13 protein-coding genes are annotated in these 15,275 nt (G+C 73.3%); 7 read left to right on the top strand and 6 right to left on the bottom strand.

Annotated features, from left to right (window positions below; genetic code table 11):
• The first annotated feature begins 123 nt into the window (after positions 1 to 123).
• A complete protein-coding gene (locus ACZ44S_RS01880; RefSeq protein WP_466923304.1) occupies positions 124 to 960 on the top strand; it encodes a hypothetical protein in 837 nt (278 codons plus the stop codon).
• 66 nt (positions 961 to 1,026) lie between these two features.
• On the opposite strand, the gene ACZ44S_RS01875 is transcribed toward ACZ44S_RS01880, so the two are convergent.
• The 3 genes from ACZ44S_RS01875 to ACZ44S_RS01865 form a co-directional block, all read right to left on the bottom strand.
• Entirely contained in the window at positions 1,027 to 3,708 is a 2,682-nt protein-coding gene (locus tag ACZ44S_RS01875; protein ID WP_466923301.1) for a multicopper oxidase domain-containing protein, read from the bottom strand.
• Positions 3,705 to 4,850, bottom strand: a complete 1,146-nt coding sequence (locus ACZ44S_RS01870) for a hypothetical protein (RefSeq protein WP_466923298.1) — start codon at positions 4,848 to 4,850, stop codon at positions 3,705 to 3,707. The genes ACZ44S_RS01875 and ACZ44S_RS01870 overlap by 4 nt, the downstream gene beginning before the upstream one ends.
• Positions 4,851 to 5,199: 349 nt before the next feature.
• On the bottom strand, positions 5,200 to 5,928 hold the full coding sequence (locus ACZ44S_RS01865; RefSeq protein WP_466923295.1) for a helix-turn-helix transcriptional regulator: 729 nt from the start codon (positions 5,926 to 5,928) through the stop codon (positions 5,200 to 5,202).
• 74 nt (positions 5,929 to 6,002) lie between these two features.
• Here ACZ44S_RS01865 and ACZ44S_RS01860 point away from each other — a divergent pair, with 74 nt between their 5' ends.
• Both ACZ44S_RS01860 and ACZ44S_RS01855 read left to right on the top strand, forming a co-directional pair.
• Positions 6,003 to 6,785, top strand: coding sequence for a DUF2249 domain-containing protein (locus ACZ44S_RS01860; protein ID WP_466923292.1), 783 nt, complete (start codon positions 6,003 to 6,005; stop codon positions 6,783 to 6,785).
• A gap of 62 nt (positions 6,786 to 6,847) precedes the next feature.
• Positions 6,848 to 7,141, top strand: a complete 294-nt coding sequence (locus ACZ44S_RS01855; RefSeq protein WP_190162245.1) for a hypothetical protein — start codon at positions 6,848 to 6,850, stop codon at positions 7,139 to 7,141.
• Positions 7,142 to 7,163: 22 nt separating this feature from the next.
• Here ACZ44S_RS01855 and ACZ44S_RS01850 read toward each other — a convergent pair whose 3' ends face one another.
• Genes ACZ44S_RS01850 through ACZ44S_RS01840 form a run of 3 tightly spaced genes read right to left on the bottom strand, consistent with a single transcriptional unit; the run spans position 7,164 to position 10,464 of the window.
• Positions 7,164 to 8,258, bottom strand: coding sequence for a glucosidase family protein (locus ACZ44S_RS01850; RefSeq protein ID WP_466923289.1), 1,095 nt, complete (start codon positions 8,256 to 8,258; stop codon positions 7,164 to 7,166).
• Positions 8,255 to 8,995: a class I SAM-dependent methyltransferase gene (locus ACZ44S_RS01845; RefSeq protein WP_466923286.1), complete on the bottom strand. Its 741-nt coding sequence runs from the start codon at positions 8,993 to 8,995 to the stop codon at positions 8,255 to 8,257. The genes ACZ44S_RS01850 and ACZ44S_RS01845 overlap by 4 nt, the downstream gene beginning before the upstream one ends.
• Positions 8,989 to 10,464 (bottom strand): glycosyltransferase family 4 protein, encoded by a 1,476-nt coding sequence (locus ACZ44S_RS01840; RefSeq protein ID WP_466923283.1) that lies wholly within the window; start codon positions 10,462 to 10,464, stop codon positions 8,989 to 8,991. Before ACZ44S_RS01840 ends, ACZ44S_RS01845 begins: the two co-directional genes overlap by 7 nt.
• A gap of 206 nt (positions 10,465 to 10,670) precedes the next feature.
• On the opposite strand from ACZ44S_RS01840, the gene ACZ44S_RS01835 reads away from it, so the two are divergent.
• From ACZ44S_RS01835 to ACZ44S_RS01820, 4 genes are all read left to right on the top strand, one after another.
• Positions 10,671 to 11,297 (top strand): TetR family transcriptional regulator, encoded by a 627-nt coding sequence (locus ACZ44S_RS01835; RefSeq protein WP_466923281.1) that lies wholly within the window; start codon positions 10,671 to 10,673, stop codon positions 11,295 to 11,297.
• A 222-nt stretch (positions 11,298 to 11,519) separates the two neighbouring features.
• Positions 11,520 to 12,929: a glycoside hydrolase family 10 protein gene (locus ACZ44S_RS01830; protein ID WP_466923278.1), complete on the top strand. Its 1,410-nt coding sequence runs from the start codon at positions 11,520 to 11,522 to the stop codon at positions 12,927 to 12,929.
• Positions 12,930 to 13,316: 387 nt separating this feature from the next.
• On the top strand, positions 13,317 to 14,534 hold the full coding sequence (locus ACZ44S_RS01825) for a prenyltransferase/squalene oxidase repeat-containing protein (RefSeq protein ID WP_466923275.1): 1,218 nt from the start codon (positions 13,317 to 13,319) through the stop codon (positions 14,532 to 14,534).
• The gene (locus ACZ44S_RS01820) at positions 14,531 to 15,166 is read left to right on the top strand and encodes an SCO2322 family protein (protein WP_466923273.1); all 636 of its coding nucleotides are present in this window, start codon (positions 14,531 to 14,533) and stop codon (positions 15,164 to 15,166) included. Before ACZ44S_RS01825 ends, ACZ44S_RS01820 begins: the two co-directional genes overlap by 4 nt.
• The last annotated feature ends 109 nt before the right edge of the window (positions 15,167 to 15,275 follow it).

The raw sequence follows: 15,275 nt of genomic DNA, 5'->3' as shown, positions 1-15,275 counted from the left end.
CTGCGGACGATAGTGTCGTCCGTACGATGAGGGGCCACCCCCGCGCTTCACACCGGACGCTTCGGGCGACATGGTGACAGCGACGCCTCTTCCGACGACGAGACGACCTACGAAGGACCTGAAGTGAATATCCGCTCCCTCACTCGAGGCGACGGCGTGGTGATCGGAGCAGCGGTATTGCTGTTCATCGCGTCGTTCCTCGATCTCTACTCGATCGATGGTGCCCCGGACAGCGCGGACATCCCCAGCCTCTGGGACAGCGGGCCCGTGGTGCTCGGCATCGTACTGGCGGGGATCATCGGTGCCGCGCTCGTCGTCGTGGCCCGGGGGCTGCCTCAGCCGCACAAGATCGCCGGCCTCGACCTCGGCCAGTTCGGCGTCGCCTTCACGGTCTTCGCCGCCTGGTGCGCGCTCGGCAACATCTTCGACCCGACCGGTGGTTTCGACGGCGAGGGCGGCTTCTCCGACGACATCGGCGCCGGCACGGGGCTGATCCTCGCCCTCATCGCCACGCTCGTCATGGCCGCCGCCGCCATCGCCACCCCCCTGGTCCCCGCCCTCAAGGGCGCCCTGCTCCCGGCCGCCCGTCCCGCTGCCGCCCCGCAGCCCTACGGCGCCCAGCCGCCCGGTGGTTACGGCTACCCGGGTGCCGGTGCGCAGCAGGCCTCCTTCGGCGGTCAGCCACAGCCGGGCCAGCCGGGGCAGCAGCCCTTCCCGGGCCAGCCCCAGCAGGGCCAGCCCGCCGCTCCGGCGCCCGCCGGTGACTTCTCGCCGTTCTGGTTCGCCGTTCCGGTGCCGCGCCCGCTGTTCCCGGAGGACGGCTCGCCCACGCCGATCGCCGAACTCGCCCCCGGCACCTGGTACCTGGCGGTCGAGCAGCGCGGTCCGTCGCTCATCGCGCAGACACAGGACGGCCGTCGCGGCGTTCTGCAGGACACGTCGGGCATCCAGCGCGGCTGATCCCGGCCTCTTCCTCGTCACGGCCTCCGCCCCACCGGGCGGGGGCCGTTGTCGTGTTCCTTCGGGTCAGCGCACGCGCAGGACGCCGTGCGCGCCGCGTTCCGCGTCGGTCATGACGTGGGTGACGAACGGGTAGTTGCCGGGCTCGGGCAGGGTCAGCTCGACGAATCCGCCCGACGCGGGGGCGAGATCGAGGACCTGAGCGCCGCCGTGCTCCGGGCCGCCCGGCCGCAGGTCGTACGCGCCCTCACGGAACACCGTGTCGAACTGCCCGCCCACGACATGGAAGGCACTGGGCACGTTGGGTCCCGCCGTCAGCACCCAGATCCGTACGCGCTCGCCGGTTCGTGCCGTCAGGGGGTCGTGGTCGTACTGGTTGGCGTACCCGTTGAAGGCGACCAGGTCGGGTTCCTTCGCCTTCAGCTTGCCGGCGTCGGCGGTGCCGTTCTGCTCGCCGAGGTAGAACTCCGACTGGACCAGCAGGTATTCACGGTCCACGCGCGGCAGTCCGGGCGGGTCGATGACGACGGCGCCGAACATGCCGTTGGCGATGTGCAGGGACATCGGCATGGTCGAGCAGTGGTACATCCACACCCCGCTGCGGGTGGCCTTGAAGCGGTACGTCAGTGACTCGCCGGGCCCGATGGTGCGCATCGGCTCGTCCGGGGCGAACGCTCCGGCGTGGAAGTCGACGGAGTGGCCGATCGTCCCGTCGTTGACGAGGGTGATCTCGAAGGTGTCCCCGACGCGGCCGCGCAGCACGGGCCCGGGGGCCGTTCCGTCGAAGGTCCACAGCGTCTGCCGTACGCCGGGGGCGACGTCGGTCTCCGTCTCCTTCACGGTGAGGGTGCGCCGGTGCAGGCGGGGGCCGGTGGCGGACGGCAGGCGGGCGTCGCGGGCGGTGAAGCCGTCGGCCGGTTCGGCCATCGGGTCGAAGGCGTCGGCGGCGGAGGTGCCCTTGCCGTCGGGGAGCGTCCGGCCGTGGTCGTGCGCGGTGCCGTGATCGCGGGCGGCCGGTCGTCCCTGGTCACCGGTGACCCGTACGCCGAAGACCATGCCCATCTGCCGGTGCCCGACCACCGAGCACCAGCCGTCGAGGTCCCGGCCGATGACGCCCGCGTCCAGCGTGGCCCGCTTCCCCGGGGCGATCCGGTCGGTGCGGACGCCGGTCTCCAGCACCAGGTCGTGGGTGTCGTCACCGGTGTTGCGCAGCTCGATCACCAGGCGGTCGCCCACGGGTACGTCCACGGTGGCCGGGGAGAAGCGCATGTTCCGCACGGTCACCTCGACGGTGGTCGTACGGCCGGTCGGCGTCACCTCCCCGCCGTCCGCGCTCGTCGCCGCGGACCGTTCCAGGATCGGCAGCGACCGCACGTCCGCCGCGCCGCCGCCCGCGACGGCCAGCAGCACCACGGCGAGCCCGAGGGCCACGCCCCCGAGCACACGATGCGCCGGAGCGGGCCGGGGCGCCGGCTCGGCCGCCGCCCCGTTCCGCCGGTTCCGTAGGCCCCGAACGACGGTGAGCAGCAGCAGGACGAGGAAGTACAGCAGCATCACCAGCAGCAGCACCGAGCAGACCACCCGGACCATGGACGGCACCGGCAGGACGCAGAGCAGCAGCGCGGCGTTGGTGATGGTCAGCCGGGCGGGCCAGGCTCGTTCGAGTCCGGCGGTGGCCGCCCGTACGGCCAGGGGGCCGCCGCCCAGGACCACGGGGACGAGGAAGCTGAGGGCGCCGAGCAGCACCTGGGCGATCCAGCCGGCGGCGAGCGGCGCGGTGAGCAGCGAGGTGCGCTCCCCCACCGTGACCCACGAGGTGGTGGAGAGGAGGATGCCGGCCAGGGCCAGCAGGGACCCGGCGAGCCAGAGGCTGCCCGCGGCCACCGACCAGGCGGCGAAGGAACGCGGGGCCTTCGCCCGGGCCTCGCGCACCCACGGGATGCCGGCGACGACGAGACCGGCGGCGTAGGCGGCCACGCCCGGGGCGGCCAGCGGCGGGGGGCCGAGCAGCGCGGCGGCGACGGCCGCGCCGAGCCCGGCGAGCAGGACGGGCAGGGCCCGGCGTCCGGCTCGTTCCGCGCCGTCGGCGACGCGGGTGCGCAGCATCGTCGGCCACAGGGTGATCAGGGTTCCGGCCACGGTGAGGCCGACCCAGCCGAGCAGGTTGACCATCTCGTGGGCGAGCAGCAGCCGTTCCGGCAGATCACCGCCGAGGTCGCCGCGGGCCATGACGACGCCCAGCGCGGCACCCACGGGCAGCAGGGCGGCGGCGGCCATGTAGTAGCGCACGGTCATGGTGAACCGGCCGGGCAGTGCCCGGCGCAGCAGCCGTACCAGCCAGACGGCATGGGCGGTGACGGCGGCCGCGACCAGGCAGGCGCCGACGAGCACGACGGGCCACCGGTCGGTGTACATGCCGCCGATCACGGCGACGGCTCCGGCGTTCAGGCAGAGCAGTCGCAGCGCGGCGGGGGCGCCCCGATTCGCCTCGGGCAGCCGCAGCACGGACGCGGCGAAGTGCCCCGACCAGATGACGACGGCGTTGGTGACCGCGCCGAGGAGGAGGGTGTGGACCAGCAGCCAGGAGGCGTGCGGCAGGAAGTGGTGGGCACTGCCGACCACGGCGAACAGCGCGAGCCAGGCCACCACGATCGCGTTCACGCCGAGGTGCCACAGGGCGCGCGGGGAGCGGCCGGGCGGCTTGGGGGCGGGTCCGGGCGCGGTGGGGGAGGACAGTTGGGTGCTCACCGTGGGTTCCTGGGGTCGGCGGGTGCGGGTGAGGCCGGTGCGGCGGCGCGGCGGGTGGCCGCCACCGAGGCGGTCGCCGCCGTCAGGACGAACAGCAGCACCGCGGCGATGTTGAGCGCCCCGCCGAGCTGCCAGGCGCCGCGGATCTCCCGCAGGTCGCCGACGAGGACGCGCAGGGCCAGGGAAGCGTGCAACAGCCAGGCCGCCACCGCGAGTCCGGGGTGGTAGGGCAGCGGGCGGCGCAGTACGGCGGGCAGGATCACCGGGGCGTGCGCCATGATCATCGACATCACGAAACCGAGGAACACGGCGTGCACCACGGCGTCGTAGCGGCTCCCCTCGGCGACGGGGCCGCCCAGCAGCCAGAGGGCGCCGGCGAGGCCGAGCCACGCGTATCCGGCGAGCAGGCAGGCGGCGGTGAAGCGGGGCAGTCCCGTGGAGCGCAGCAGCCGGCGGGCGACGTCGTGGACGGCGAGCCAGGCGACGAGGGCGAGCAGGGCGGCGCCGAGAAGGAGGGTGCCCGTGGCCGGCCACATCAGGGTGGTGGCCACGCCGGTGACGACGGCGCCGACGCAGGCCAGGAACGCCGGCTCGGCGTGCGGTGTCAGGGCCGCCACGCGCGCCAGTTCCAGCCGCTCGCCCGCAATGGTCAGGACGAGGAAGGCGACCAGCCAGGGCAGCATGCGGGGCACGTCGAGGCCGCCCAGCCACAGCAGTGCCGCACCGAGCGCCGACACGGCTCCGGCGGCCTGGGCGAGCAGGGCCGCGCTCGGCTGCCGTTGCCAGAACCGCACGTACAGCGCGGTCAGTACGGCGGCCCCGGCGACGAGCATCAGCCGCGGGACGGCCAGGTCCAGGGGGGTGAGCAGCAGCAGGCCCCCGGCGCCGAGCGCTGCGGGGGCCAGGAAGGGCCAGCGCCCGCCCAGGGCGACCGCGCGTTCCAGCGCCACGAGCGTGCCGGCGAAACCGAGGACCAGCAGCACTCCGTGCACCTGGGGCAGACGGTCACTGGTGACCGGCGCGGGGAGCCCGAGCAGCACGAGCCCGGCATCGAGCCCGGCGAGCAGACAGGCCCCGGCGGCGATGAGCAACGGCGCCCGCCGGGCACCGGCCCGCCGGGCATCGGCACCGAGGGGGGTCACGGGGTCACCCCCGGTACGACACCACCGCCCGGCCGGCAACAGCCCACCGGCCACGTCCCGCCGCCCGACGCCACCGGCGCAGGCCGCCCACCCGCGCACCCGGCGGGGACCCGGTGCCCGACAGCACGGGCGCACGACGACCGCACCGCCGCGGCAGCCGTCCCGTCCGTCGGTGAGGTGCCGCCGGAGGCCCGGGAGCACCCACCCGGCAGCGTGCCGGTGCCTCGACGTTCACGAACCCCCGACCAGGTGCCACCAGCCGGGCGGAGACCGCCCTCGAGGAGGACGTCCGCGCCCGAACGCACCGCGCCGCGACCACCCGCACACCGGGCGACCAGGGCGATCGCAGTCACGACGCCTCCCCCGGATCGGCGTCGGCGCTGTGGCCCCGCCCGGCCGACGGCGGGCCCGTGTCCAGGTGGAGGCGGCAGGCGTGGGCTTCGGCGAAGGGGAGGAGTTCGATCTCCTGGGGGTTCTCGCCCAGCGCGGCGAGCGCGGCCCTCGCCAGTCCTTCGTGGACGCCGCAGATGACGCCGGGGTGCTCGCGGGCCGTCTCGACGAAGGGGCAGCGCGGCAGCCGGACCTCGCGTGCCTCCGCGTCGGGCTCCGGGGCGAAGCCGATCTCGCCCAGAAGGTCGAGCAGCCGTTCGCGTGCCTCCCGCGGATCGGCCGACGGCTCCTGCCCGGCGGTCAGGACGCGCCCCCAGTCCTCGCCCGCCGCGAGCGCGTCCCCGCGCGGATCGGCGCTGGTGCGGGCGATGCGGGCGGCCAGGACGGCGGCGAGCCCGGCGTACTCCCGGGCGGGGGACTCCTGCGGCGGGCGGGCCCGGTAGCGCCAGGCGGGGCGGCCGCGTCCGGCGGGGGCGGAGCGCTCGCGGGCCGCGAGGCCGTCGTCCACCAGGGCGTCCAGGTGCTCGCGGACGGTGTTGACGTGCAGCGCGCACACCTGGGCGAGGGCGGTGGCGGTGACGGGACCGGACTGGCCGCGCAGGTACTGCAGGACACCGCTCCGCTGCCGGGACAGCGGGTCGCGCTGCGCTCCGCTGCCGGGAAGCGGGCCGTTATTTTCCACGGTCATGTCCGTACTATATTGCAGACATCGGCCCGCACCGTTCGGACGGGTCGTCGACGGCTGGAAGGAACGGCCCCCTGATGAGCACTCTCACCCTCGCATCGGACCCGAAGGACGCGGCGGCCGTCGAAGCCGTCGAGGCGCATCACGCGCAGCTGGCCGGTGAGCTCGCCGGACGGGTGGCGATGCTGATCGCCGCGGCGGACCGCGACCCGGTCGAGGCCGACGAGGTCCGCGCCGGACTGGTCGCCTTCTGCGACCGGGACCTGGTCCCGCATGCGGTCGCCGAGGAAAGCACCCTCTACGCCGCCGCCCGCGACCTGCCCGAGGCCCGTCTCCTCATCGACGGCATGCTCGCCGAGCACCGCAGGCTCACCGCCCTGGTCGACGCGCTGCGCGAGTCCGGGCCCGCCGTGCGGACGGCGGCCGACGCCCGGGCGCTCCAGGTGCTGTTCGAGGAGCACCTGGACAAGGAGAACGACCTCATCCTGCCGCTCCTCGCCGGTGCCCCGGACATCTCACTGTCCGATCTGCTGGGCGGCATGCACGAACTGCTCGGCGGCGGCGAGGAACCCGAGGGCGAGCCCTCGGGCGGTGGCTGCGGCGGCAGTTGCGCATGCGGCGGCTCGGACGACGCCGACGTGCCCGAACTCGACGTCCGTGAGGTCCCGCACGCGCTGCGGCACGCCACCGTCTTCGGCGCGCTCGGTGCCGTACCGGCCGGGCGGGCCATGCTGCTGGTGGCGCCGCACGACCCGCTGCCGCTGCTGCGGCAGATCGAGGACCGGCACCCCGGGGTCTTCGCGGTGGAGTACCAGGAGCGCGGCCCGGAGGCGTGGCGGCTGCTGCTGACCCACCGCTGAACTTCCGTCCCGGCCCCGGACGTTCCGGGTTTCAAACCGCCGTTCGGGGCCAGTCGGAAGGTATGTCCCCTCGATATCGCACTGGTTCCAACTCCGCGGGGACGGTCGTCGCGGTGATCGCGGACATCATGGCCGTCATCCTCGGACTGTGGATTCTGATGTATCTGCTGGACGCCAACCGGGCCAACGATCTGGTCCAGTTCGTCCATGACGCGGCCAACTGGCTGGCAGCCTGGTCGCGTGACCTGTTCACCTTCGACGAGGAGTGGGCCCGGGTCGTCGCCGGCTACGGACTCGCCGCCGTCGTCTACCTGTTCATCGGCCACGCCATCGCCGGCCGGCTGCACCGGCACTGACCCGGGCCCGCTCCGGGACGGTTCAGGCGAGGGCGCAGCAGTCCGGGTCCAGGCCCGTGGGTAGCCGGTCGCCGCCGAAGACCGCGCAGGTGGGCTCGTGGCCGCCGAGGGCGGCGACGGCCAGCAGCAGCGAGCCTGCCGTCCACGTCGTCAGCTCGCGCGGCCAGATCGCCTCGTCGTCGAAGACGTACCCCGTCCAGTACAGGCCGCTGGCCGGATCGCGCAGGTGCTGGATCGACTGGAGCACCTCCAACGCACGGTCGGACTCGCCCATCGCCCAGAGGGCCAGGGCGAGTTCGGCCGACTCGCCGCCCGTCACCCACGGGTTGGGCACCACACAGCGCACCCCGAGGCCGGGCACGACGAACCGGTCCCAGCCGTCCTCGATACGGGCCTTGGCCTCCGCGCCGGTCAGCGCGCCGCCGAGCACCGGGTAGTACCAGTCCATCGAGTAGCGGTCCTTGTCCAGGAACCGCTCCGGGTGACGCCGTATCGCGTGCCGCAGCGCGCCTGCCGCCAACTCCCAGTCGGGCTGGGGCTCTTCGCGCTGCTCGGCGATGGCGAGGGCGCAGCGCAGCGCGTGATGGACGGAGGAGGAGCCGGTGAGCAGGGCGTCCGCCGTGGGCGTGCCGTCGTCGTCGCGCCGCCAGCCGATCTGCCCGCCGGGCTGCTGCAGCCGCAGCACGAACTCCACCGCCGCGCACACGGTCGGCCACAAGCGGTCGAGGAACGTGTCGTCGCCGGTGGAGAGGTAGTGGTGCCACACCCCGACCGCGATGTAGGCGACGAAGTTGGTCTCCCGGCCCCGGTCGGTGATGTCGAGCGGGTCGCCGTCGGCGTAGGCGGCGTACCAGGAGCCGTCCTCCAACTGGTGCCGGGCCAGCCACAGATAGGCCCGCTCGGCGGCCTCGTGCTCCCCCGCCGTGTCCAGGGCCATCGCCGCCTCGACGTGGTCCCACGGGTCGAGGTGGTGACCCCGGAACCACGGGATCGCCCCGTCCTCCCGCTGCACGGCGAGGATGCCGGCGACGGTCGCCGCGGCCTGGTCGGCCGTCAGGACGCCGGGCAGGACGAGGTGTTCGGTCCGGGGCGACCGGGGGGACCTGGAGGTGGTCACGCGGCGTCCGCCTCGGCGCGCGGCAGGTGCGGCTTGGTCGCGTACGCCACGAAGCTCTTGCCGATCAGCGGGTTGAGCGCCTGCTCCGCGACCCGGGTGGCCAGCGGCTTCTTCATGATGTCCCAGACCAGCAGCTTGTGGTACGCCCGCACCGGCAGCGCCTTGTCGTTGTCCACGCCGAACGCGCACTTCAGCCACCAGTACGGCGAGTGCAGCGCGTGCGCGTGATGGCTGCCGTACGGGCGCAGGCCCGCCTCACGGATCTTCCCGAGCAGTTCGTCCGCCTTGTAGATGCGGATGTGGCCGCCCTCGACCTCGTGGTAGGCGTCGGAGAGGGTCCAGCAGACCTTCTCCGGGCCGTAGCGCGGCACGGTGATCGCGATCCGGCCACCGGGCTTGAGCACGCGCACCATCTCGGCGAGTACGCCCTTGTCGTCGGGGATGTGCTCCATCACCTCGGAGATGATGACGACGTCGAAGGACTCGTCGGGGAAGGGCAGGGCGAGGGCGTCGCCCTCCATGGCGGTGGCGGTGGCCCCGGCGGGGGCCTCTCCGGCCTCCTTCATCGCCGCGAACCACTTGGCGACCTCGCGGATCTCCTCGCCGTTCTGGTCCAGCGCCACGACCTGCGCACCGCGCCGGTAGCACTCGAAGGCGTGCCGGCCGGCCCCGCAGCCGAGGTCCAGAACACGGTCGCCCGGGGCGAGCGGGAACCGGGAGAAGTCGACGGTCAGCACGTGGCCCTGCTTTCGCGGTCGGAGCGGTCGGGGGTGTGGGCTGGGGCCGAGGCGTCGGCCGCGTTCACCGGGACGGCGTCCGCGTCGGCGAGGGTGTCGGGGACGACAGGCGGGTCTGCCGGTCCCGGGCGGCGGACCGCTTGCCCGGCGGCTGCGGTGTCCCGGCCTGCCGTGCGGGCCATCGCCTCCCGGTAGTGGGCCACCGTGCCTTCGGCCGCGCGGGCCCAGGTGAAGTGCCGCAGCACCCGCTCGCGCCCGGCCGCGCCGAGGCGGGCGCGCAGCTCGGGGTCGCCGAGCAGCCGGGTCAGCGCGGCGGCCAGCGCCCCCGGCTCCCCGGGCGGTACGGCGAGACAGGTCTCCCCGTCGCGCCCGGCCACCTCGGGGATCGCGCCGCCGGTGGTGGCGACCAGCGGGGTGCCGGTGGCCATGGCCTCGGCGGCGGGCAGGGAGAAGCCCTCGTACAGCGACGGCACGCACGCGACCTGCGCCGACCGCACCAGGTCGACCAGTTCGGCGTCCGAGATGCCCTTGACGAACTCGACGGCGCCCTCGAGGCCGTACCGCTCCATGGCCTGCGCGACGGGCCCTTCCTCGGGCCGCTTGCCGACCACGACGAGGTGGGCGTCGGGCTGCTCGGCCCGTACCTTCGCCAGCGCCTCGACGAGGAAGACCAGCCCCTTCAGCGGCACGTCCGCGCTGGACGTGGTCACGATCCGGCCGGGGACGACCGCCACCGAGGGATCGGGCGAGAACAGGTCGGTGTCGGCGCCGATGTGGACGACGTGGATACGGTCCTGGCGTACGCCGAGATCGTCGATGATCTCCTGGCGCGAGGTGCCGGAGACGGTGAGCACGGACGGCAGCCTGCGCGCCACCCGCTTCTGCATCCGGGTGAAGGCGTACCAGCGGCGCACCGACCAGCGCCGCTGCCAGTTCTCGGCGGCGTCCAGCTCCAGCCGCCGGTCGACGGTGATGGGGTGGTGGATGGTGGTGACGAGGGGGGCGCCGATGTCGCCGAGGAGGCCGTAGCCGAGCGTCTGGTTGTCGTGGACGACGTCGAAGTCGCCGCGCCGGGCGCGCAGATGGCGGCGGGCGCGCAGGGAGAACGTCAGCGGCTCGGGGAAGCCGCCGGTCCACATGGTGCCGACCTCGAGGGCGTCGATCCAGTCGCGGTACTCGTCGCGCCCGGGGGTGCGGAAGGGGTCCGGCTGGCGGTAGAGATCGAGGCTGGGCAGCTCGGTGCGGCTCAGCCCGTCGTATCCCTCGTCGAGTACGGCGTAGGGCTGGGCGCCGATGACCTCGACGCGGTGTCCGAGGCGGGCGAGTTCGCGGGAGAGGTGGCGTACGTAGACGCCCTGGCCGCCGCAGAACGGGTTTCCCTTGTAGGTGAGGAGTGCGATCCGGAGCGGTCGCAAGCCGTCGGATGCGGGGCCCGCCGAGGGCCCGGCCTGACTGGCCTCAGCGGTCACTCTGGGCCCCCTTCTCCCTGCACTGTCCCGCGAGATTACGCCGGGACGCTAACCTAGAACAAGTTTCAGAGTTGATCGTTCGGAGGATCCGAATCTACCGGCAGGTAGGGATGCTGTGAGCAGTGGATCAGGTGATTCACGCCACGGCGGACGGCGTGCCATGCTGTCCGATCATCCACCCTCACCGATTGTCACGGACGGGACCCATGCCCGACGCAGGCGCCGCGCGCACCGACCCCGCCTCCCCGCTCACCGAGCGGCAGGAGGCCCGTCGGCGCCGGATCCTCCAGGCGTGCACGCAGCTCGCCGTCCGGGGCGGCTTCGACGCGGTGCAGATGCGCGAGGTCGCGGAGTCCTCCCAGGTGGCGCTCGGCACGCTGTACCGCTACTTCCCCTCCAAGATCCACCTTCTGGTCGCCACGATGCAGGACCAGTTGGAGCATCTCCACGCGACGCTGGGCAAGAAGCCGCCGGCCGGTGAGACCCCGGCCGAGCGGGTCGCGGAGACCCTGATGCGCGCCTTCCGCGCGCTCCAGCGCGAGCCGCATCTGGCGGACGCGATGGTGCGGGCGCTGACCTTCGCGGACCGCAGCGTGAGCCCGGAGGTCGACCAGGTCTCCCGGCTGACCACGAGGATCATCCTGGACGCGATGGAACTCACCGACCCCACGCCGGAGCAGCTGGCGGCGGTCCGGGTCATCGAGCACACCTGGCACTCGACGCTGATCACCTGGCTCTCGGGCCGCGCCTCCATCGCCCAGGTCAGGGTCGACATCGAGACGGTGTGCCGGCTGATGGACCTGACGGCGGCACCGAGCCCCGACGCCAACTGAGTCGAAACTTTCGACACTTTTCCGTTCACGCAGGTGACACACCCGGGCCATGACACCCTTCGACCAACTCCCGTCCCTTACTGCGCACATGGTTGACCCCGCCCCTAGGGGCCCGTATCTTCTCCGCAGCAATTCGGAGCCGAGTCCGAAATTTTCGTTCGACCGCACGGCACAGCATTCCCGCCCGATCCGCATCACGGGCCCCACCGGAGAAGGGATGACATGCGCATGATCAGGAAGCGAACGAGAACGAGAGCCGGAGGCGCCGGCCCCCGCACCCGGCGCCGCCTCCGCGCCGGCCTCGGCGCCACGACCACCGCACTGCTCACCGTCACCGCCCTCGCGGCGCTCCCCCAGACCACCGCCCACGCCGCCGACACCCTGGGCGCGGCGGCAGCCGAGAAGGGCCGCTACTTCGGTGCCGCCGTCGCCGCCAACCACCTCGGCGAGGCGCAGTACGCCGCCACGCTGAACCGCGAGTTCAACTCGGTGACGCCCGAGAACGAGATGAAGTGGGACGCGGTCGAGCCGAACCGCGGCTCCTTCAGCTTCAGCCGCGCCGACCAGATCGTGAACCACGCACAGAGCCGGGGCATGGACGTGCGCGGCCACACCCTGGTCTGGCACTCCCAGCTGCCGGGCTGGGTCTCCGGACTCGGCGCGAGCGACCTCCGGTCGGCCATGAACAACCACATCACCGAGGTCATGACCCACTACAAGGGGCAGATCCACTCGTGGGACGTGGTCAACGAGGCGTTCCAGGACGGCGGCAGCGGCGCCCGGCGCAGCTCGCCCTTCCAGGACAAGCTCGGCAACGGCTTCATCGAGGAGGCCTTCCGCACGGCCCGCGCGGCCGACCCCGCCGCCAAGCTCTGCTACAACGACTACAACACCGACGGCATCAACGCGAAGAGCACCGCCGTCTACACCATGGTCCGCGACTTCAAGTCCCGTGGCGTACCCATCGACTGCGTCGGCTTCCAGGGCCACTTCAACAGCAACTCACCCGTCCCCTCCGACTTCCAGGCCAACCTCCAGCGCTTCGCCGACCTCGGGGTCGACGTGCAGATCACGGAGCTGGACATCGAGGGCTCGGGCCAGGCCCAGGCCACCAACTACGGCAATGTCGTCCGCGCCTGCCTCGCCGTGTCCCGCTGCACCGGCATCACGGTGTGGGGCATCCCGGACAAGTACTCGTGGCGGTCGAGCGGCACTCCCCTGCTGTTCGACGACAACTACAGCAAGAAGCCCGCGTACGACGCCGTACTGAGCGCCCTCGGCGGCACACCGGGCGACGGCGACCCGGGCGGCCCCGGTGAGCCGGGCGACCCGGACGCCGCCTGCACCGCCACCTACACCACCGCGGAGCAGTGGGGCGGCGGCTACAACGGCAGGGTGACGATCACGGCCGGCAGCTCGCCGATCACCGCCTGGAGCGTGGACGTCACCCTCGCCTCCTCGCAGCGGGTCGTCTCCGTGTGGAACGGCTCACCCACCACGAACGGCAACGTCATGACGGTCCGTTCCACCTGGAACGGCTCCCTGGCGGCCGGAGCGTCCACCAGCTTCGGCTTCACCGTGAACGGCGGCAGCACACCCCCGCCCCAGGTCGGCGCCTGCACGGCCTCCTGACCGGACCACCCCCCGCGAGCCCGCACCCGCGGCCCCAGGGGAGCCGCGGGTGCGGGCCATGTCTCATCCCCGCCGTGACCCCGGTCACGGCGGGGCCCTCTCCCTCTCCCACCTCGCGATGCCACTCCTTACGCCGCTCCTACGGGCGGGTAGAGTGGCGGCGTCGTCATCACACCCGTACGGGGGGAAGCCGGTGCAATTCCGGCGCTGACCCGCAACCGTGAACCGTCCGCCGAGACGGTGAGCCGGACTGCCCCGCACGGTTCGTGACCGGCTCACGTGCCCGGCAGCCCGCCGGCGCACGGGCACCGTCGAGGTATACGGAGCCGAGCCGCCGGGGTGTCCCGCGCTGCCCGGCCCCTCTTCAGGGAGAGGCACCCGCCGATCATGAATGTCCGCCGCAGCGCCGCGGTCCTGGCCGCCGTCGCCGTGATCGGCGCCGCCGCACCGGCCGCCGCCGACTCGTCCCCGTCGCCGTCCCAGGCGCCGCTTCCCTCCGCCCTGTACGGCGACGGCGACCCGCAGTACGACGGCGTCTGGCGCCAGTCGCTCGCCCTCCTGGCCCAGCACACGGTCGGCGTCGAGCCGCCGAAGAGCGCCGTCGACTGGCTGGCCGGCCAGCAGTGCGCCGACGGCTCCTTCGCCCCGTACCGCGCCGACCCGGCGAAGGCGTGCGACGCGAAGACGATGGTCGACACCAACCAGACCGCCGCCGCCGTCCAGGCCCTCGCCGCGCTCGGCGGCCACGACGACGTGACGAAGAAGGCCGTCGGCTGGCTGACGTCCGTGCAGAACAAGGACGGCGGCTGGGGTTACACCGCGGGCGGCGCCAGCGACACCAACTCCACCTCCGTCGTCATAGGCGCGCTCGCCGCCGCGGGCGAGAAGCCGGCCGAGGTGACGAAGGGCGGCAAGTCCCCCTACGACGCCCTGCTGAAGCTGGAGCTGCCCTGCAAGGGCGACGGCGCGGGCGCGTTCGCCTTCCAGCCGGACAAGAAGGGCACGCTGATCGCCAACGCGGACGCGACGGCGGCGGGCGTGCTCGGTTCACTCGGCGCGGGCCTGGTGGTCGAGCCCGGAAAGGCCGGTGCCGCCAAGGACGCCTGCGAGAAGGCGGACACACCCGAACAGGCCGCCGCCAACGGCGCCGCGTACCTGACGGACGCCCTGGCCGAGGACGGCCACCTCGTCTCCGCCCTCCCCGGCGCCGAGGACCAGCCCGACTACGGCAACACCGCCGACGCGGTCGTCGCCCTCGCCGCGCAGGGCGCGAAGGAGCAGGCCGACACCTCCCTGGCCTGGCTGCAGAAGAACGCCGCCGACTGGGCCACGCAGAGCGGCCCCGCCGCCTACGCCCAGCTGATCTTCGCGGCCCACGCCACGGGCGCGGACCCGCGCGCCTTCGGCGGCACCGACCTGGTGAAGCAGCTGACGGCGACGGGCCCGACCCCCGAGAAGACGTCTCAGGCTCCGACGGACAAGGAGAAGAAGGAGGACTCCGAATCCGACTCCGGCTTCGGCGTCTGGTGGTTCGTCGGCGTCTGCCTGGTCGCCGGTATCGGCATCGGCTTCCTGATCAGCGGCCGCAGGAAGCAGCAGCCGTGATCCGCCGGGCCACCGTACTGTTCCTGGCCGCGCTCCTGCCCCTGCTGGCGGGCGCGGGCCAGGCCCAGGCCGTCGGCTACCGCTACTGGTCCTTCTGGGAGCGCAACGGCACGGCATGGACGTACGCCACCCAGGGTCCGTCCCTCGCCCGCCCCGCCGACGGCGACGTCCAGGGCTTCCGCTTCTCCGTCAGCGAGAACTCCGCGGACGCGGCCAAGCCCCGGGGCACGGCGGACTTCGACACCATCTGCGCGAAGACCCCGGCCCGGGACGGCGAGAAGCGCGTGGCGCTGGTCATCGACTTCGGCACCCCCGCCGACGCCCCGTCCGGCGAAACCCCGCCGGCCGGCCGCACGGCCTGCGCGCAGGTCGCCGAGGACGCCACGACGGCCGAGGCCCTGGCCGCGGTGGCCAAGCCCCTCCGCTACGACACGAACGCCCTGCTGTGCGCGATAGCGGGCTACCCGAAGAAGGGCTGCGGAGAACAGGTCTCAGCGGAGAAGCCGTCCGCGTCCGCGGAGAAGGAGCCCGAGCCGGACGACTCCGGCCCGTCAGTGGGCCTGATAGGCGGAATAGCGGCGGTGGCCCTCCTCGCAGCAGCAGCCCTCCGGCAGGTACGCCGCCGTGCGTAAGTCACACGCACGCAACTGCGGGCAGTCGTGCCGCCCCAGCTGCGGGCAGTCGTGCCGCTGGGGCGGCACGGGTGGGCGCAGCGGCACTCGGCAATCGCCGGCAGAGCAC

The organism is Streptomyces malachitofuscus, from assembly GCF_055571035.1.
Note: the sequence above shows the minus strand (reverse complement) of the source record. Positions and strands in the feature narration are given on the sequence as shown.